This window comes from Vibrio sp. D401a, assembly GCF_030248515.1.
GTDB classification, from domain to species: Bacteria; Pseudomonadota; Gammaproteobacteria; order Enterobacterales; family Vibrionaceae; genus Vibrio; species Vibrio rotiferianus.
This window is the reverse complement of sequence record NZ_JAHGAI010000049.1, coordinates 41594-61495: the sequence shown is the minus strand read 5'-3', so window position 1 is coordinate 61495 and position 19902 is coordinate 41594. Positions and strand designations below refer to the sequence as shown.

Sequence of the window (19902 nt, the reverse complement as noted above, 5' to 3'; positions counted from 1 at the left end):
GGTTAGGCGTTTAAAGAGAGGTACGGTTCAATAGAGGTGCTTTTTCGTACAAGGTTCCCGCATGCCATTAAGAATGACATTGATTGCCCTCGCTGTAATAGCTTCCGCCCAGCCTCAAGCTGATCCCAACTTACTACCACCTGTTTCACTTGCCGATTCCTATCAAGACGGAATAGACGTATCCCAATACTGGTATAGCGAAAAGCTTGACGGCATTCGGGCGTACTGGACGGGACAACATCTAGTGACACGAAATGGTAATCGCATTTACGCGCCAGATTGGTTTATCCGAGTGTTACCTGATTACCCTTTAGACGGCGAATTATGGGCAGGGCGAGGTAACTTCCATCTGGTTCAGCAGACGGTTTTAGACAGAACACCGATAGACAGTGCATGGCAAAGAATCGATTTTATGCTGTTTGATATGCCGTATTCGGCGGGTGATTATAGAAAACGGTACTACAACATTCAGGACTTGGTGTTTGCGATTGACGCGCCTCACATTAAGTACGTTGAGCATCGTGCAATTCAAGATGAGAAACATTTGTTCGAACAACTCGACCAAATTTCGCAATCTGACGGTGAAGGTGTCATGTTGAGAAAGGTATCAAGCCGTTATCAGGCAGGAAGAGGCAGTGATTTACTCAAGCTCAAACGCTTTGAAGATGCAGAAGCCTTAGTGGTCGGTTACAAGCCAGGGACCGGACGTTTACTGGGAATGATGGGAGCGCTGCTGGTGCGTTTGGGCAATGGCACAGAGTTCTACATTGGCAGTGGCTTTACCGATGACGTAAGAAAGTCGCCGCCACGAATCGGCTCAACAATCACATTTCGCTTTAACGGCTATACCCATAATGGAAAACCACGATTTGCTCGATTCTTAAGAGAGCGAGTTTCTCAATAAACGGAAGCTATTGATTGCCAACACTCACACCGCAGCGTTTAAATAAGTCTTTCCAGAATTGCACATGCTCCAATGTCTTTTGTCGAAATTGGTCATGTGCTTTTTCAATGCCGTAATTTGCACCATGTGCGGCCATTCTTTGTTCGACTAAGTTAATCCCGCCATCGAGCTGCTGATATGTACTGTCAACAAACGCCATGTAAGGTTGAACCTCACCGACATAAATCGACTGAAATACGTTTCTCAAATAGCGAAACTGCGTGGTGTCTCGGTTTGCACCACAAATAATTTTGTCTTGGTTTGCTTCGAGCATTTGTGTGGTTTGTTCTAGCCAATGGGTCGCATCAATCAAGGTGTAATACAGTCGTCCAACGAGACGTGTTTTTTCAATCTCTTCTTGATAGTTCACTATGGTTACGTCGGGTAAGCGAGAAAGAGTGCGATAGGGCGTTTGGTAGATTTCATCCAAAGCAAGGAAAGCGTCTCGTACGTGGGCAACTTGGTCTTTGCTCTCCATCGGCAACCATTCAGACCCGGTTAATTGCTTGCGCATGGCATCGCTAGTCAGCAACATGTTGTCGAGATGTACGGTGAGGTGATGCCATTTCTGATCGTACAAACCGTTAAGTTTTGTGCTTTCTTCGTTACTCAATGGGTAATCATTCAAACAACCGTTGAGCGTTCTGAGCAGATTGGTTTGATAGTCGAAATCATAAAAGGCGTCTTGGACTTTACCCAGTTGCGAGTTCTTTTCTGCGAGCAAGTTGAACAGGCCACATTGACGCAATTGATAGCTCTCTAGTAAGCCAAGTGATAGGCGAGGGAGTTCTTGAAAGAGTTCTCTTTTCTCAGGAACAGTGACAGCAGGAGAAGCCTCTAGATCAGATTCTGATGTGTCTAACACATTAGCCAAGCGCTGATTGTATTTTTCGAATACCGCTTTCTCTGGGTTAAACCATTCGTTACACCCAGTGAGTAAGCTTGTCGATAATAAAAGCGCCGCAGCAACAAGTGAACTTCTCACAGCATTTCCTTTTTAATCACTTAGATAAGTATACTTTGTGACGCGCGGGAGAGATCAAAAAAGCCAGCGTTTGCTGGCTTTCAAATTTGATAGTTGAAGTTTGAATTACTGCTGAGAGAAATTCAATTGCACTTCAGGGTCTTGGCGGTGCATCCAACGCAAGCGAATACCTAGTAGGAATGCAGCCGACGATAGACCAATGATAAAGCCGAGCCAGAAGCCTTGTGCGCCCATAGGTTCAACAATCCAGTCTGTACGACCCAATACGTAGCCGATTGGCAGACCAAGTAACCAGTATGCAATGAAGGTACGGTTGAAGATCGCGCGCATGTCTTTGTAACCGCGCAGCGCACCTGCCGCAATAACTTGAACCGCGTCTGTACATTGGTAAATCGCAGCAAACAGCAACAACACCATCGCAAGCTCAATTACTTCTGGGTTGTTGGTGTAAAGCAACGCAATTTGTTCTCGGAACAGCACGGTTAAGATTGCTGTCATTACTGCGAGTGCAAGACCAACCATCACACCGACACGCGAAGCGACACGTGCACCGCCTACGTTCTCTTCGCCCAAGCGATGGCCTACACGAATACTCACTGCTGCACCTACACTCATTGGTAACATGAAAACAAGTGAAGAGAAGTTAATCGCAACTTGGTGCGCCGCGACAATGATTGAGCCCAACGGAGAAACCAAAAGCGCCACCACTGCAAACAACGTCACTTCAAAGAACAACGCCGCAGCGACAGGGAAGCCCAGTTTGAACAAACGAACTTGCGCCTTAAGTTGAGGTTTGTGGAACTCACCAAATAGATTAATGCTCTTTAGGCGCGCTGAGGTTGTCACGTAAAGCAGCAATAAGCCAAACATTACCCAGTACACGATTGCTGTTGCAACGCCACAACCAACCCCGCCTAAAGCAGGAGCACCGAATTTACCGTAAACGAAAATCCAGTTAAGAGGGATATTCAGCATCAAGCCAATAAAGCCAATCACCATTGCTGGTTTTGTAAGGGACATCCCATCAGTAAAGCTGCGCAAGGTTTGGAATAGCAAAAAGGCTGGCACAGCGAAGATCACGGCATGGATATAACCTACTGTCTTCTCTGTCATCGCGGTTTCGACATCCATAAACCCAAGAATGAACTGAGTTTGGAACAACACGCCGATGATAGGAATACTGATAAGCAGGGCCAGTACGATACCTTGCTGGATCTCAAATGGGATTTTAACGCGTCGGCCAGAACCATTTAGTTGAGCGACTACTGGCACAAGTGCCATCAATAGGCCTACACCAAATAGAATTGATGGAAGCCAAATACTTGCAGCCACAGATACGGCAGCCATATCGGTAGCGCTGACGCCACCTGCCATCACGGTATCCACAAAGCCCATCCCCGTTTGCGCGACAGAAGCGATCAACACAGGGGTTGCTAATTTAATAAGGCTCGATGCTTCTTCTTTATAGCGATGCACGAAATACTCCAGAGCGGAACAATAAGTTGTAAAAGAAATTGTTTGAAAAGATATAGAGCGCTCGAGGACAAAAGATGTGATGAACTGATCTGATGGTTGATTTTAGTCACTATAAGGTGAAAAAATGCCTCGGAGGAACTCCGCGCAGATGATAAACAATTGTATGCTCAGATACCATACCCACAAGATGTGGAATTTTGGTTAATTGATAGACGATTGTAAAAATCGTCTTGGAACGTTTGTCTTGGCTATCAGTCGCTTCTAACAAATAGGTAAAAAGAATGTTTACAGGAATCGTTCAAGGTACGGCTAAAGTCGTTCATATCGACAAGAAAGATCGTTTTCAAACTCATGTTGTGGAGCTTGAAGGCGCTTTAAATGAAGGTCTAGAGATTGGCGCGTCTGTCGCGCACAACGGTTGCTGCCTCACCGTAACCAAAATAGAAGGGACCCAGATCAGCTTTGACTTAATGCAGGCGACGCTAGCGTTGACCAATCTTGGTGAGTTGGCAGAGGGCGATAGCGTGAATATTGAACGCGCCGCCAAGTTTGGCGATGAGATTGGTGGCCACAGTATGTCGGGGCACATCAGCTTGATGGCTGAAGTTTCGGAAGTGATTGATACGCCAAATAACCGTACGATTTGGTTTACGCTGCCACAAGATTCTATGAAATATGTGCTAGCGAAAGGCTACATTGGCTTAGATGGATGCTCACTGACCATTGGTGAAGTCGAAGACAACCGTTTCTCTGTTCACTTAATTCCAGAGACATTAGAAAGAACATTGTTCGGTCGTCGCCAAGTCGGTGAAAACATCAACGTAGAATTCGACCCGCAAACGCAAGCGATTGTTGACACAGTAGAGCGCGTACTAGCAGCGAAGCAGCTTTAGTCTGCTTGCAATAGCCAACTCACTTCAACAACGAAAATAATAAAGGAGCACTTAAGGCTCCTTTTCTTATTTTCTATTGGGGGATGAGTTTCTACTCGTAGTTGTCATCGATGAATAATTCGACTTTCTGCTCGAGCTCATCAACTTTCATGTTGAGGTGGATGGCATGGCAGCAAGCCGGACAGTCATCATAAAACTCTTGGTTACCGTTACTTGCATCGAGAGTGATGCCAATAGAGTGCCCGCAGTGGGGGCATTTAACATGTCTTTCTGTGTAATTTTGCATACAAAAACTCCTAGTATTGCAGGGCTTTTAATACTTTGTGTTAGAGAAAATACAGCCCTTGTTTACTCGCTTTTCTCTTTGAGTCAGAGATACAACGTAAGCCGAGTTACTAAGAATATTAGGTGTTCTTGTTGCTAATTGAGTCGAAATAAGTGGAAAAGTTGACCCCAAACTCACGGTTGAGCTTGGGGGGATTATATGGTGGTGATATGCGTCGAAATTTTACAAAATGAAATGATTTACATGCTAAATATGCAACGAATGTTCAATATGAGACGATCTTATTTATTAGCACTTGAGCTTGTTCTAAATAATGTCCGCCAAATAAGTTGCAATGATTAAGTATATGATAAAGATTATAAATGTCTTTTCGTTCGCTATAGCCAAGTGGTAGAGGGGAGACAGACTCATAACCTTGATAAAATTCGTGTGTAAAGCCACCAAATAATTCAGTCATCGCGATGTCACACTCTCTATCACCCCAATAACTTGCCGGATCGTAGCAGATTGGACCAAAAGGGGTGAGGGCAGCATTGCCATTCCACAAATCGCCATGGAGAAGTGAAGGCTCAGGTGAGTGGTTGGCTAAGAGGCGTTTTACCACGTCAATAAAATCATCTATATCGACTAGCTCAATGCCTTTTTCTTTAAGTAATTGAAGTTGCCAGCCGATTCGTTGTTCAGCAAAGAAAGTGCACCATTTCTTGTGCCATTGGTTTGGTTGAAGGGTTGAACCAATGTAATTGTCGTTGTCAAAGCCAAATTCTTTTTGTTCTCCCCACAAGTGTAACTGCGCTAATTGCTGGCCGAACTTGAAACTGTTTGATGAATCCTCAAGCGGTTTTGTAGGGAGGTAATTTAGGATGATGAATGAGTGCGTTTTGGTTGTTCCCACCAAAACTACTTCAGGCACAAAAACGGTGGAAGTTTCTCTGAGTAAGTGAAGACTCTCTGCTTCGAGCTCGAACTTAGTGAAGAAATTACGCTCGTTTATCTTTACGAAGTAACGTTGCTCACCATCGTTAATCATATAGCTTTCACTAATGTCGCCACCTGAAAGCCTCGTTTTTTCTGCGATTTGATATTCGAATAGTAAGGTGTCAGAAAGCTGTTGAGCTATTGCTTGCCACATAGAAAACTCCGCTAATCCACTTAACCTCCAATAGTTTAGATGAAGTGGCGAAGGATTGACGGGTAATAGAGCAAACTTCGGCAACAAAATATGTTGGAAATGTTAATAAATTGCATAAGTGTGAATCAAGTCTCTTATAAGTGACTGATTTACGTCACTACCATATGGCGGTGTCTTTATACAACGAGTATTATTCTTTTTTTGACTTTAGTTCCATAGGTGATATGAAAATACTCATATGTGACGACTCGGCAGTAGCACGAAAGTTGGTTATTCGTTCTATTTTGCAAGAGCCATCGCTGCAATTGCTCGAAGCTCAGGATGGTTACGAGGCGCTTCAAATTATGATGGAACAAAACATAGACGTTTTGTTCTTAGATTTGACTATGCCAGTAATGGATGGCTTTGAACTACTCGAATCATTGCCAGTGAGTACCTATGAAACAAAAGTGGTCGTCATTTCTGGTGACGTACAGCAAGAAGCAAAGCATAGGTGTCTTGAGTTAGGCGCGCTTGATTTCGTGGAAAAACCGTTTTCTGAGCAAGAAATTGTGCCTTTGTTTACTCGTTTAGGGCTTCACTATGCGTTAATGAGCCCAGCAAGTACAAGTGAGCAAACAAAGTCAGCAACACTGTCTCCAATCGCAAAATTCCGTGAAGTTGCCAATATCGCCTTAGGGAAAGGTGCAGCAATTATGGCTGACCACCTGAGTGAGTTTATACAATTGCCAGTTCCTCACGTCGGTCCGTTGTCATACGGTGAGCTGCACATGACATTGGTGGATGTTTTGGGTAGAGAACGATCTGTGGCGGTCTCTCAGCGTTTCGTTGGTGGTGGTGTTCATGGTGAAGCGCTGGTTTGTTTGCGCGGTAAGGACATCAATCTCATTGGCGAAAAGTTAGGATATTTACTGGAGTTTACGCCGTCGAATGAAATTATCTTAAACATCGCAAACCTTTTGGTATCTTCTTTCCTCACTTCTTTGGGGAGCCAACTAGACAAACAATTCTCCTTACGCCAACCAGCCATTATTGACACTGTTTCCCCTTTTAAAGAAGAGAGCGAAGAGGCTGGCGAGCTCTTTACCATTGAATACACTTACATGGCTGAGTCCCTTGATTTTGAGTGTGAGGTCCTTTTCTTAATCGACAAGTCGTCTGTGGAAATCATATATGAAATCATGGAGCTAATTTGATGTCTGAGATTACGTTAGATATTGCTGACTTTCACTGGGTTACTCAAATTCTTGATACGATGGATTCAGGATTGGTGGTGATTGACCGAGAGTATAAGGTGTGTGTCTGGAATGGCTTTATGCAGTCATACAGTGGGGTATTGTCACAGAACATTTTGGGACGTTGTCTCTTTGACCATTTTGAAGACCTACCGAGAACGTGGTTAGAAACGAAAATCAAAACCGCAGCGGATCTAGAAACACGTTCTTTTTCTAGTTGGGAGAATCGACCTTATCTTTTCAAGTTTCAGAATTTCTCCCCTGTTTCTAACGGCAGTAATTACATGTATCAAGATATCGTAATAACACCGTTGCATTCGCTTTCCGGCGAGATAAATCATATCGCTATACAAGTTAATGATGTTTCTGAAACGGCACGTAACCGAATCCATTTAAAAGAGACGAACTTGCATCTTTCTGAAATCAGTAGAAAAGATGGGCTTACAGGGCTATTTAATCGAGCGTTTTGGGAACAAGCTTTTAAAGAAGAGTTCGCTAGACTTAAATGCATGGAAACCCCATGTTCTTTGGTTATTTTTGATATCGACCATTTTAAGAAAGTGAATGACACATACGGACACCATACGGGGGACGAGGTGATCCGTCGAACCGCTAACTTGCTGAAACGCACAGCGAGAGGGAGTGACATTTGTGGTCGCTTTGGTGGTGAGGAGTTTACTGTACTATTACCCAACACAAGTGAGGAGCAAGCAAAGTACTTTGCAGAGCGTTTGAGAAAGCGAATTGAGCAAGAAATCGTAAAAGTTGAAGAGTTTTTGATTAACTACACGATAAGTCTTGGCGTTTGCGAGTATAAATCTCAGTTTGATAGTCATACTCAATGGCTGAAGTCTGCCGATTCAGCACTATATCGTGCAAAAGAAGGCGGGCGAAACCAAACATGCAGTCAACAAGAAATGCATAAAATTGGTTGATATTCGTCCAGTTAATTGACTAATTTTGATATATATGAAATTAGTTAATGAAATTTTTTTGGCATGTCTTAGTATTGAAACTATTCGCTTTCCACAGTGAAAGCCAGCACCAAACGGAGAATAGAAGTGGTTGTAGAAACCGATGGATATCTGGCTCTAATTGAGCACTTGTCGCTAAACCTCGATATTTTTACTTCAGGAACCGGCGACACAGGTTCAGAAAGCATTGAAGATGTAGTAACCGACATGGTTGCCTCCAACATCATGGCGATCTTTGAACAGAACCCTGAGCTTCACTCAAGTGTTCGCTTTAAGCTTCTAAAAGAGGCTGATGCTGTAGTCGAAGACCTAAGCGAAGTGCTTGCGGGCGTTTGGCATAGAAAAGCGACAAACGAACAGATTACCTTCCTTGACGAATACATTGCCTTAGTTAAGAACCTATTTGATACCGCTGTCGCGACATACGATTAGTTTGGGTCGCACTGAGTCCTTTTAATAGAAGAAGAGTTACAGGGTGACTCTTCTTACTTGCCAAAATTTAGATGACCAGTAGGGGTTATCTAACCTTGATATAATCACACCTTTGGATGTAGATGCGTGCATAAACTGCATATCTCCGAGGTAGATGCCTACGTGGTACGTTGTCCTCTTCGTCTTAAAGAAGACGAGATCGCCTTTTCTCGCATCTTGCCAATCCAGTTTTATACCTTGTTTTGATTGTTCCTTAGTTGTTCGAGGTAGTGTTAATTGGTATGCCTCAACAAAAGCTTTTTGCACAAAGGCGGAGCAATCAATACCATTTTTCTGATTTCCGCCATAACGATATGGTGTGCCTTGCCATTCGACATAGAAGTCATTTAATGCCGGAGTATCGGAGAGCAATTGTGCCGAACTTAAGCGCTGGTCAGTTGTAGGGCTATTGCCTGGGCTAGACGAGCAGCCTACTAGTAATAGGCTGAATAATAACGAAAATTTTATATATCGCATCCTGTCTGCATTTAATCCTATTGTCTTATTAATGAAATCTTACCGTCATAAGCGCTCAATAAGATGGGCTAAAAATCACACTTAAGTCTCATTTTCGTGACAATCCAAGAGTGATAACTGAGCCCTAACTAGAGTAAAGCGTGGACATTATGACAAGCCGCAAACATTCAAGTATTTCATTGTCACTGATACAAACCATCACTATTACATTCGTCACTATACTTGCTCTTGTTATAGCTTTATCTGCGTCAAGTTTCAAAGGAATGGAGCGAGTTGGGGTCGAGTTTGATGATCTTTCCACAAAAGCGCTGCCCATGGCGATGGCTAATGCTGCGCTAACAAAAAATGTCTTGGAACAAATCAAGTTACTCAACGTCGGTATGCAAGTAACGGAGCCCAATCAGCTTAGCTTGATAAGAGCTCAACTGATTGAACTGGCCTCTCAGACCAACGAATTGGTCAATAAAACTTCAGGAGTTGATTTCCATCTCTCTCAGATGCTTGCTGAGAATTTAGATGACTTACACAGCATAACGACAGTCGTTCTTTCCACACAAGCATCTGTAATCCAGATTCAAGCTGAGATTAACAGTGAATTGAGTGAGTTTCGATATGGTTTAAGCTCAATTGGCCCAGAAATGAATCGAATTAGTTCATTTCTTAGTATTGATAATTCGGAATCCGCCGATGCAGCAAATCGTTTTATTGCTTCCGCAAGTTCGATGGAAAGCACATTCCTGTTAATGATGATGCAAACAGAGTTGGAAGAAGCTGAGCAAGAGTATCGAGAGCTGAGGAATCGAATTGCGGGTATTCATCTTGCGTATGATGACTTTAAGGCTTGGCACCCTGAAATCTCTGAGTTTACGAGCTTAAGCGCACCCTATGAGATGGTACAAGCTGGTTTTGAAGAGGGGGGGCTCCTCCATAGGATTCTTGGTAAGTTACAGCAAACAGAACAACAAAAAGTTGACCTTGAGAGAGCCTCACAGCTTTCTAATCAAACCATTGCGTTATTAAGTCAAGTCTCTGAAGCCGCACGTAACTTAATTGACGACAGAGAGAGGATCGTACAGCTAACCATTAAGGAAGCGAGCTTCATAGTTGTAATGAGTTGCAGCTTATTGGCTTGTCTCATTGTTATTTCTTGGGTTGGTATAAGAGCGTGGGTTAATAGAGGGCTGAACATCATTACACATGAGTTGTCTTTATTAACTGAGCACGACCTACGTTCAAATGCTGTCGCAATAGGGCCAAGAGAAATGAAGGATATTGCAAGAAAGCTCAACCAGGTTATAGATTCAACTCATGAATCTATAGCATTGGTTACGCGCAATTGTGAAACGCTCTATCAAACAGCAGAAATTAGCTACGAAGCGGCAGAGCAATCTAATCAGAGTTTAAGCTTGCAAAATGAAGCCTTAATATGCATGGTTACTACCGTTAAGCAGTTAGAGGCATCAATAAAGGAGATCGCTGTAATCACTGCTGCCTCATTTGAGGACTCGCAAGCCGCAACAAACAGTACGATGAAGGGTGTTGAGGTGGTCGACCAAAACCGAGAACGCCTTGCTTCTTTGGCCCAAGCACTCACTGCTAATGAAGACTCTATGCTTGAGTTGGATCAGAGAGTTAAGAAAATTTATGAGATGGTCGAGGTTATCAGTAGTATTGCTGAGAATACTAATTTGCTGGCTCTCAATGCGGCAATTGAGGCGGCTCGTGCAGGTGAACAAGGCCGTGGGTTTGCTGTTGTTGCGGATGAAGTTCGTAAATTGGCCAGTGGGACATCTCAACAAACCACCAACATTCGTGAAATGATGAAAGAGCTAGTGGCCGCAGCAGAAGGCTCGCGTAGAGCAGTCATAGACTCTCGAGAAGAGATGACACGAGCACTGCAATCGAGTGATGACGTTAAAATTGTTTTCTCAGATATTAATGTAGCCGTGAAACATATTCAGCAGAGAATTGAGCAGATATCCGTAGCAACAGAAGAACAAGACCGTGCTACGGCTGATGTTTCTCGTTCAATAACCCGTATTTCAGAACAAGGTGAGTTAACAAAACTCCGTTTGGATTCTATGGTTGAAAACTCAGAGCAAGTTGCAGAAATAGCGGGACATCAGCAAGCAATGTTACACAAGTATCAGCTGCATCAAACGATTTAATACTTATTCAACTTCCAAAGATTAAAGGTAGGGCCAATGCTCTGCCTTTTTACTTTCCATGTATTAAGGTGGGCTAAAGCTAATAGCCACTGACTCGTGTTGCGGCCAAAATACAACCTTGCGCAAACTCCTTGATATACAAAATGTAATTACACGTATTTATAAATGCCTGAGTTGATATATAAAGCAACTCGTTGAATAATGGTTTTGTATTAGGAAACCACAAAATACATATACAAGATGTCCTAGTTTCGACATAGACCTCACATTCCATCGATGCCAACGGAGGGCACTATAGAATGAAGTCTGAACCATTACATTCGCGTAAGTTTTCAATTCGTTTTACCGTTGGTAGCCTGTTTTTGTTTGCAACGGCAGTCACTGCGTTTATTGCGATCTCTTTACAGTACTATTTTGGCAAGCAGATGTCTCAAGAGCATGTGCTATCCAAACTCGTTATGGCAACGACTGAGGTGAGTGAGTATATACAGCAAGTTGATGCTAATGCGGCAAGCAGTGCAAGCATACTTAGAAGTGTGTCGATCGCTACACAGCATCAGTTTAGCGAAAATGAAACTAGGCAAATATTCACACAAGTATTGAAAGATAACCCTCTTTTTTACAGTCTGTATTTTGGAACTGAAACAGATGATTTCTATCAAATCATTAATTTAGCGTCGTCTCCGATTGTCAGGGAAAAGATTGATGCTGATCCAGAAGATCGTTGGGTCATCATTAAGATAAATGGTGAAGGTGATTTACGGTTGAGGCAAACACAGTATTTCACCGAAAAGTTTGAATTAACAAAGAGCAGTACTGAAACAAGTAACTACTTTCCAACTCAACGACCATGGTTTGATGCGGCAACTCAGGATGGTATCTACAAAACTGCTCCTTACTTGTTCCAACACTTAAAAATCACCGGACAAACGTATTCAGTCAGAAGTAAACAAGCCGTCATTGGTGTCGATATTGTTCTGTCAGCAATAAACGAAAAAATAAAGCCTTCAGAACTAGGGATGAGTGAAGATAGTGGTGCTGAGTCGTTTGTTTTCAATGATAAAGGGGAGGTTATCGCATCAAACATTTCCTTGTTTGCTCCCGTTGAGATTCCCAACTCTAAGCCATTGAAACTGAGTCCCGAACAGCAGCAAATTATAATGAATACCCGTTCGCTAATGGTTTCAAACCAAAATGATTGGGGGCCTTATGATTACGCTCAGGCGGGTCAACCAAATGGCTATTCTGTCGATATGCTTCGCCTTGTCGCTGAGCAAACAGGGCTCCAGATAGAGTTTATAAATGGTTTTGACTCAAAAACATTGGTAGACAAATATATTCAAAATGATATCGACATTTTGCACTCGGTGGCTAAAGGCGCAAAAGGGTTGGGATATCAAAGTGTGTCAATGTTTGAGGGCGAGTTAGCCATTGCAAGTCGAGGAATTAAAAATGTGCCAAAGGGGCTTGATGGCTTTCAGCAACAGAAGGTTGGTGTTGTAAGCAGTTTTGGTCTAAAGGGATGGCTATTAGACCGTTACTCAACGCTAAACATTTTAGAGCTGCCTAGCTTAGACATAGCAAAAGAAGCTCTTCAAAAAGGCCAAATTGATTATCTGATTGATAACTATCACACCTTAGAAGAGCTCAAGAGTTTAGATTCTCGTAATTCAATTGAATTAACCACGCTAAAAACCAGTGAAAAGCCGAGTTACCATCTTTTCATGAAAGAGTCAGATGGCTCAGTATTAGCGATAGTCAACCAAGCGCTATCAGCGATTACTGCTGAGCAAAAAGTTGCACTCAATGAAAAATGGTTGGATTCGAGCCAATGGCGAGGCAGCTTTGTGCCTTACCCAGAAATATACGAAATTACCAAAGACAGTGAAAAACACGACAGCATGATACCAGTTAGGATAAATGGTAAAATGAAGTACGTGTATGTGACACCTTTGGTCACCAACGGCAGAAGTGTTGAATACTTTGCAGTGGTAATCCCTCAGTCTGTAGTTACCGAACAAGTATTTTCCAAGTTGGTTACCTCAACGTTAGCCACCGGCTTGGTAATGATGGGGTTAATACCGCTAGCATGGAAGTTCGGTTCTCCAATTGTTCGGCCAATTACAGAGCTTAGAGAGGTCACAGAACAGATAAAAGCAAGGAACTTCGGCAACTCGATGGCAGTAAATACTCGAATTAAAGAAGTATCTGAGTTATCAGACTCGGTCGTTGAGATGGCTGAGGAAATTCAACGTCATGAGAAACAACAGGATGAGTTTGTTGAAGCCTTTATCCGTCTTATTGCTCAGGCTATCGATGACAAATCGCCTTATACAGCTGGGCATTGTAATCGCGTTCCAGAAATTGGTTTGATGCTGGCTGAAGCGGCTGAAGCCAGTACTAGCGGTAAATTTAAAGACTTTAAGTTCAATAACGCAGATGAGCGACGGGAGTTTCGAATTGCCGCATGGCTTCATGACTGCGGTAAGATTACAACCCCAGAGCATATTGTAGATAAAGGCACCAAGTTAGAAGCAAACTATAACCGAATCAATGAAATACGCACACGCTTTGAAGTATTGTGGCGTGATGCAGAAATCCAATATTTGAAAACGATACTATCTGGTGAGTTAACAAAAGAAGAAGCGAGAGACATCTTTTATGAAAAGAAACGTAAGTTAACCGATGACTTTGAATTTATCGCTCAGGCAAACATTGGTGGTGAGTTTATGAGTGATGAGAAGGTAGAGCGAATCAAACAGATCGCTCAACAAACTTGGTTAAGGCACTTCGATGACCGTCTGGGTTTGTCTCCGTTTGAAGAGCTGAATAAAAAAGAAAACAGCGCAAACTTGCCTGTTGTTGAGAAGCTATTAGCTGACAAGCCGGAACATATTATTCATCGTATACGCCCGGTAGAGTTTGATCCTAAGCATGGGATCAAAATGCAGGTTCCAGAACACCAATACAACATGGGTGAGGTTTATAACTTATCTATTTCTCGCGGTACATTGACAGCTGAAGATCGCTATAAAATTAATGAACATATGATAAGCGGTATAAAGATGCTTGAGGCGCTGCCGTTTCCTCCTGAGCTACGCAATGTGCCTCGATATGCATCAACGCACCATGAGACGCTAAAAGGTTCTGGCTATCCTAGAAAGCTGAGTGCTGAAGATCTTTCAGTTCCTGAGAGAATTCTGGTTATCGCAGATATATTTGAAGCGTTAACTGCAGCGGATAGGCCATATAAAAAGGCTAAACCTGTCAGTGTGGCAGTCGACATTATGTACAAAATGGCGTTGGATGAACACTTGGATATGGAGCTATTCCAACTGTTTCTAGAAAGTGGTGTTTATCTTGAGTATGCCAATACATTTTTACCTTCCAAGCAAGTTGACCATGTCGACATAAACAAATACTTAGGAGCAAATGGCGTTGAGAAACAAAGCTCTGAACGATGCCATTAAGCACTTATCGTAGGCGTTGAAGCCTATATCTTAATATCTGATGAGTGGCGCATTCGTTGCCACTCTTTTTGTATCAGAACTCGGTAGCGCGTTGGTAAATCAATGTTGCTTGGGGTAGGTAGCAGTTCTGCCGCTTCTTGTAACGAGAGACCAGCAAAGGGATGTTGATCGCGACAGCTGAGCAAGGTCATTGCCAAGGCATAAAAATCATCGTTCTTACTTGCCTGACCGATACGCAGACAAGGTCGTGTCGCACTATAAGCTCGGCTAACGGTTGTATGTGAATGCTCTCGGTATTTAGCATCAACACGAATCACACTGCCAAAGTCGATAAGCCGAACTTGGTTATTTGGCGTCACGATGACGTTATGTGGCTTGATATCGCCATGCAGATAACCCGTTTTGTGTAGATTGAGCAAAGCGAATTCAAGCTTGGTTATTATGTCTTGAGGTAATAAATCGGGTTCTATCGCGTTAAGTGTTTTGCCTTCCAGATATTGACTCATTAACCAGTCGGCGTGGTTTTGCGAGCCATAACCATGAAAGTTTGCCCAGTAATCCGACGCGTATTTGGATAGAAAGTCCGCTTCCGCCATCAAAGCCCGTTTCTCAGCTAAACTGCGTGCTACCTTGATGACCACAGTGCCATAAAGCTTGTGCTCGCATTGAAATACGTTTTCGCTCAAAGGCGCTACATAAGTAACGCCACAGGCTCTAAACAAGGTTTGGTTGGCGAACGTGTTCATCACTAAATGCTCGCAGGTAACACAAAGCCCGCAAAGAAATTCGGCACGAACGGATTGTTCTGACCTTGAGTTTTAATCGTTAAGCGAACCTTGTCGCCATTGTAATCAAACTCAAGCTGGGTACTTTGCGAAGAGGTTGAAGTGACGCGCGACTCAATCAAGCGGAACCATGCCCAACTGCCTTTAAACTGCTCATTGGCAATCGGCGTTGCTTGTTTTTGTAGACGCACCGTTAGTGCATCTTGCGCGACAGAATCACCTTTCCAGCTTTGTTGTGTCCACAGCATTGGACCGTGTTGATAAGTGAAAATCGGTTTTTCAGCCCGAATGGAAAACTCAGTCAGCGCCGAGCTCATTTCTGTTGGTTTCATCTGGAATTGAATTGCAACGTTTTTCGGGTCAGCTAAAAACAGGGCAGAGCGAATGTCTTTGGCTTTATCAAACATCAGCCAAATCGCAGGATCTAACGCAAAGCCAGTATTTGGCAGTAAGCCGGACATAAACGGCGCTCGTTGCTCTGTCGAAAAGCCTTTCAGCATGGTTTGATAGAAGGTGTCCAACGTGCCATCTGTCTTGAAGAAGGCAGCAACATCCGCCGTGCTTGCGTCGCTGTTCGCACTTTTCTTAAACGGGTAGAAAGCCGCGATCGTGTTTTCATAAGGCTGGTAAACTTCGCTGTTCCACATACTATTAAGGTATTGGTGAGCTAAGTTCATCACTAACTCATTGGTTTGCACTGTCACGTAGTCAATCACTTCACCGGATAGCGTTGGCTGGGAATCGGTCAGTGACGCCAACTGTGCGACCGGATTTTGCGCTTTTAAACCGGCGGATAGCGTTTCGTAAGCCACTTTGTCTGGCGTGTTGGATTTGTAGAACTGATCGAGCCATTTAGCCGTGTTAGCGAAACCTTCCAGAACGGAATCTATTGGTTTCTTACCCTGATCATCTGGCGTCACTTGTTTGTGGAAATCGTTAAACGTCAGTGTGATTTGGCGAGCTGATTCCTTTTTCTCGTTGTCTTGCGCAGCATCGGCAATCTCTTCATCGGTCTTCTTCTTCGCATCTTTTGGCTCAGGTAGAAGAACCGAAGTGTAGTTGCTGATGGTGGTAAACAGCTTAGACATTGGATTGTTTGAGGCATTGTTGAGCACGTTCAAGCTGGCATTCAACTGCTCAGAACCGGAAATGGTTTTCACCTCGATGCTGTTAATAAAATCGCGCCAATAATTGATGTAATCGTTCTGATACATGCGCTTCAAATCGTGGCTGATTCTATGCATCTCTAGCGCGCTTGGTGCTTGCCCTGCGATGCCTTCATAAGCGGATAACGCTTCGATAAGAAGAGGGGATTCCACCGAAAGATCCAGCTCGTTAAAGCCAGTCGGTGTGTACAAATAAGGAACGAAATAGCCAACGTAGCCAGGTTTGAATTGGTATATCTGATTGAAGTTGGAACCAAGTTCTTTACGCACGTCGATGCGTTTCTCGTACGCATGATCGTTCAAAATGTGTTGGTAGAGTAGCGTCTCGATGTTGGATTGATTGATGACTTGCTTCGCCAGGCCTTCAAGCTCTTGATTGGCAGTTGTCGCCACCAAGTGCTGGTTAAACACATCGTCGAGCAGCACTTTGAGCTGAGCTACATTGGTTTTGTCCGCTTCGCCTTGGTGCTCTAAGTTTGCTAGGAAGTAGCTTTTGAGCTCTTCAATGTTGGTACGATTTTTATCAAACAGCAGTCGATAGTCGTTCAGCAATTCGAGCGTTCTGGCTTGATCTTCCAAGTTCACATACACATACAAGTCGCTCTCAATGGTGTGCGCCATAGAAGGGATCAGCACTTGTTGCAGTTCTTTGGTGTAAGCTGCCTCGACTTCTGGTTTGATGGTCGCATTCGGTAGGAATGGCAATGTATACCAAGGTTCAGGCTCCTGATATAACGCGTAAATGCGATGCATGGAGTACAAGTTTGGAATGTTGCCCACCAAATCTTCTTTGCTGTATGGCTGTGCTGCGATCGCTTCTTTGTAACGCTCTAACATGCCATCAGCTTTGGCTTCACGATTGGTTTGATAATCGAAGTCGAGCTTGAGAATCGTCAGTGTACCAATCAATAAACCGAGCCAAATTAGGGTGTAGGCGGTTTGGCTGAACCACAACCAATTCTCTTTATGGCGGTTAACCCCGACTAAAGTGTTTTCATTTAGCACGACATGAGACATCAAATGCTGAGCAAACAAGGTTTGTTGAACGGGCATTTGTTGGTGTTGTTGATATTGCTCATTGCCGAGGGATTGATTGACTACGTTAGCCAGTAAATCATGCTGTGCGAAATCACTGCCACTGTGGGTAAAGTAGAAGCCGCGGAAGTTGAGCCCATCTGTGTATTGGTCACCTCGATGCAAACGCTGTAAGAAGTGCCACAAATTCTGTTTAAGCAGACCAAATTGGTATGGCGCACCACAAATGGCATTGCGGAAATCTTGGTTAAGCTGCGCTCCCAACGCATTGCTCATGTTCGAAATTAACTGACCAATGAGATGGTCGTATTCGTCATTGAACCAATCGGCATCAATGCCACCATGTTTTTGCACTGGGCTGGTGGCGCCGAACACTTCATTGCGTCTAGCTTCATCAAACGCAGAAAAGAACTGACAGAAATCGCTCACTTGACCCATGTTAGTTAAGACATTGTAGACAGGTAGGTTCAAACCAAATGAACGATTGAATGCTTTGATTTGTGATTTCAATTGGTCGGCTTTTTGTGAAAGGGTTTCACTATTGCCAACTAACTGTTCAATTTCTGTGGTGAGCAACAAGCCGTTAATCGCTTGTCTCGGACGCCATTTATTTAGGCACTGGCACAGTGTTTTTAAGTAAAGCGGTTGTTGATCTTCGCCCATGCTGACGGAAATCAGAACTGAGTGTTCACTGAGCCAAAATAGAATCGGAAACTCAATGTCGTTACCAAAGTCATCCACCTTATAAGCTTCGTAACCCATCTGCGTGATGATGCTTTTGTCTTTGCTTGGGTTATCACTGAGTAACAGATAAATCGGCTGGTCGTAACGGCTGGTTAAGCGCTTTTTACGCTTTTGTACGCCGAGCATTTTCTTGAAGTGGAAAGCGAGTAACTTGGAGCGTTTGATGATTAGTGCACGTTCTTGGTCTTGCTCAAGACTCTTTTTCACCTTGCGATTGATTAACCAAAAGCAAAGCCCAGCAGACAGAAGTGCCACAATGGTTGTCGTGATGACGCCTGTCCATAAGAAATCAGGGTATGCAACAAACCAAGTCAGTAAGCCGCCTAAGATTGCCAGAAGCAGAAGGCAAACAAGGCTCCAAATGATTGCCTTTTTTCTTGTTGGTGTGTTTGGGTTGTCTTGCGTCATTGTGACTCAACCTCGCTTTGTTTGTTTTTGTTATGCACCACTAAGCCGTTGACGTTGGCATTCTCTCGATACCAGTTATTGATGGTTTTCGCTTGTTCTGAGTTGTCACATCGAACAATGACGCGAACGTATGAATTGATGTTATCCGCGACAGGTTGATAGTTGGATGTCGGCAGCTGGGCGATAAACTTCTCGGCGTTTTTAAGGTTAGAGAAGGTCGCAAGTTGCACCAGCCAATCAGTGTCCGCTGCAGGGCTTGTGACTAGAGCGCTCGTCGTCTCTGGCGTTGAAGTTTTCGCTTGTGGCGTCACGGCTTTTGGTTGGCTCGGAACTGGACGAGGTGGTTGAGTGGTATTTACCGCGACTTTATTGCCTTTTAAATCGTCGTCAGTGCTGACATACACGATGTCTTCCGCACGACCAGATTCAATATAGCGCTGGCTGTACTCACCAAGCTGAACAAAATCTCGCGCTCGCTGTGGTTTGGTTTTGTTGTACCAGAAATAGGTGAGTGCAACACTCAAACCAATGACCGTTAAGAAAAATAGCGTGGTGACAAGGTAACGTTTCTTGCGCGTTGGCTTACGTGTTTTAGGTACCGAAACCTTAGTATGACAATAGATTCCACCGGCTTGTCGGTATTGACTTAAAATCTGCTCTAAGCGGTAGGTAAAACTCTTTAGCTGTTCGCTGCCCGTTTCGCGGTACTGACCTTTAAACCCGATATTGAGGAACAGATACACCACTTCTAATAAGTCGATCAGCTTGTGCGGTTGGCGTGCTGCTTTCTCTGCCACAGTAAAGAAAAGCTCACCACCGTTGCGCATACCAAACAGTTCACTGAGTAAGGTTTTGTTTTCCCAACCACGTTTCTCACCCCAATCGGTGTAGACAATCAACTCATCCAAAACCACGGCATACAGGAAACAGAGCTTGTCGATCACGGCGACTGGGTAGGTCAGCTCTGCGCCTTTGGTTTTGATTTCATTGATGGAAGCCACCAGTTGATGCCTGAGCGTAGTGATGTCTTCGGGCTCCGGTAAAGTGTTGATCTTGAGCGTGACAGCCAATAACTCAGAACTGATGTTGATCAGCTGATTCTCGGCTTTATCGAAATGATGTAAGAACCCAATATTGGCTTGCGCAGCGTTGACCGAATGCCACTTGACGTCTGGCATGTCGGTGTCTTTACTCACGAAGTCGTTTTCGCTGCTGTCCCAAACTAAGGTATCTTCATCCAAATAGTTCATAACT

Annotated in this window: 15 protein-coding genes; 7 read left to right on the top strand and 8 right to left on the bottom strand. The window is 43.7% G+C overall.

The window, feature by feature from the left end; genetic code table 11:
- Nucleotides 1-61 precede the first annotated feature (61 nt).
- The gene (locus KIV41_RS21010; protein WP_285337618.1) at nt 62-904 is read left to right on the top strand and encodes a DNA ligase; all 843 of its coding nucleotides are present in this window, start codon (nt 62-64) and stop codon (nt 902-904) included.
- Between the two features lie 7 nt (nt 905-911).
- Here KIV41_RS21010 and KIV41_RS21005 read toward each other — a convergent pair whose 3' ends face one another.
- Both KIV41_RS21005 and KIV41_RS21000 read right to left on the bottom strand, forming a co-directional pair.
- Nucleotides 912-1928, bottom strand: coding sequence for a DUF3080 domain-containing protein (locus tag KIV41_RS21005; RefSeq protein ID WP_285337617.1), 1017 nt, complete (start codon nt 1926-1928; stop codon nt 912-914).
- A gap of 105 nt (nt 1929-2033) precedes the next feature.
- Complete coding sequence (locus tag KIV41_RS21000) at nt 2034-3404, bottom strand: MATE family efflux transporter (RefSeq protein ID WP_285337616.1); 1371 nt, start codon at nt 3402-3404, stop codon at nt 2034-2036.
- Nucleotides 3405-3685: 281 nt separating this feature from the next.
- Between KIV41_RS21000 and KIV41_RS20995 the strand changes: the two genes are divergently transcribed.
- Nucleotides 3686-4297: a riboflavin synthase subunit alpha gene (locus tag KIV41_RS20995; protein ID WP_285337615.1), complete on the top strand. Its 612-nt coding sequence runs from the start codon at nt 3686-3688 to the stop codon at nt 4295-4297.
- Between the two features lie 91 nt (nt 4298-4388).
- Here the strand turns inward: KIV41_RS20995 and KIV41_RS20990 are convergent, their stop codons facing one another.
- Together KIV41_RS20990 and KIV41_RS20985 are read right to left on the bottom strand one after the other, a co-directional pair.
- A complete protein-coding gene (locus KIV41_RS20990; RefSeq protein WP_010448133.1) occupies nt 4389-4583 on the bottom strand; it encodes a CPXCG motif-containing cysteine-rich protein in 195 nt (64 codons plus the stop codon).
- Nucleotides 4584-4848: 265 nt separating this feature from the next.
- Nucleotides 4849-5715, bottom strand: coding sequence for a fructosamine kinase family protein (locus tag KIV41_RS20985; RefSeq protein ID WP_285337674.1), 867 nt, complete (start codon nt 5713-5715; stop codon nt 4849-4851).
- 224 nt (nt 5716-5939) lie between these two features.
- On the opposite strand from KIV41_RS20985, the gene KIV41_RS20980 reads away from it, so the two are divergent.
- From KIV41_RS20980 to KIV41_RS20970, 3 genes are all read left to right on the top strand, one after another.
- Nucleotides 5940-6911 carry a response regulator gene (locus KIV41_RS20980; protein ID WP_010448129.1) on the top strand — a complete coding sequence of 324 codons (972 nt, stop codon included), beginning with the start codon at nt 5940-5942 and terminating at the stop codon, nt 6909-6911.
- Nucleotides 6911-7885, top strand: a complete 975-nt coding sequence (locus KIV41_RS20975; RefSeq protein WP_038884166.1) for a sensor domain-containing diguanylate cyclase — start codon at nt 6911-6913, stop codon at nt 7883-7885. The genes KIV41_RS20980 and KIV41_RS20975 overlap by 1 nt, the downstream gene beginning before the upstream one ends.
- 126 nt (nt 7886-8011) lie before the next feature.
- A complete protein-coding gene (locus tag KIV41_RS20970) occupies nt 8012-8356 on the top strand; it encodes a DUF3802 family protein (RefSeq protein WP_010448125.1) in 345 nt (114 codons plus the stop codon).
- 36 nt (nt 8357-8392) lie between these two features.
- Here KIV41_RS20970 and KIV41_RS20965 read toward each other — a convergent pair whose 3' ends face one another.
- Nucleotides 8393-8872, bottom strand: coding sequence for a C40 family peptidase (locus KIV41_RS20965; protein ID WP_038884165.1), 480 nt, complete (start codon nt 8870-8872; stop codon nt 8393-8395).
- Between the two features lie 149 nt (nt 8873-9021).
- Here KIV41_RS20965 and KIV41_RS20960 point away from each other — a divergent pair, with 149 nt between their 5' ends.
- Nucleotides 9022-11040: a methyl-accepting chemotaxis protein gene (locus tag KIV41_RS20960; protein WP_285337673.1), complete on the top strand. Its 2019-nt coding sequence runs from the start codon at nt 9022-9024 to the stop codon at nt 11038-11040.
- Nucleotides 11041-11339: 299 nt separating this feature from the next.
- Nucleotides 11340-14510, top strand: a complete 3171-nt coding sequence (locus tag KIV41_RS20955; protein WP_285337614.1) for an HD domain-containing phosphohydrolase — start codon at nt 11340-11342, stop codon at nt 14508-14510.
- A gap of 23 nt (nt 14511-14533) precedes the next feature.
- Here KIV41_RS20955 and KIV41_RS20950 read toward each other — a convergent pair whose 3' ends face one another.
- From KIV41_RS20950 to icmH, 3 genes are read right to left on the bottom strand one after another with little or no spacing between them, the layout of a single operon-like run.
- On the bottom strand, nt 14534-15256 hold the full coding sequence (locus KIV41_RS20950) for a protein kinase (RefSeq protein WP_285337613.1): 723 nt from the start codon (nt 15254-15256) through the stop codon (nt 14534-14536).
- Nucleotides 15257-15258: 2 nt separating this feature from the next.
- The gene (tssM, locus tag KIV41_RS20945) at nt 15259-18648 is read right to left on the bottom strand and encodes a type VI secretion system membrane subunit TssM (protein WP_285337612.1); all 3390 of its coding nucleotides are present in this window, start codon (nt 18646-18648) and stop codon (nt 15259-15261) included.
- Nucleotides 18645-19898, bottom strand: coding sequence for a type IVB secretion system protein IcmH/DotU (icmH, locus tag KIV41_RS20940; protein WP_285337611.1), 1254 nt, complete (start codon nt 19896-19898; stop codon nt 18645-18647). Before icmH ends, tssM begins: the two co-directional genes overlap by 4 nt.
- Nucleotides 19899-19902 lie beyond the last annotated feature (4 nt).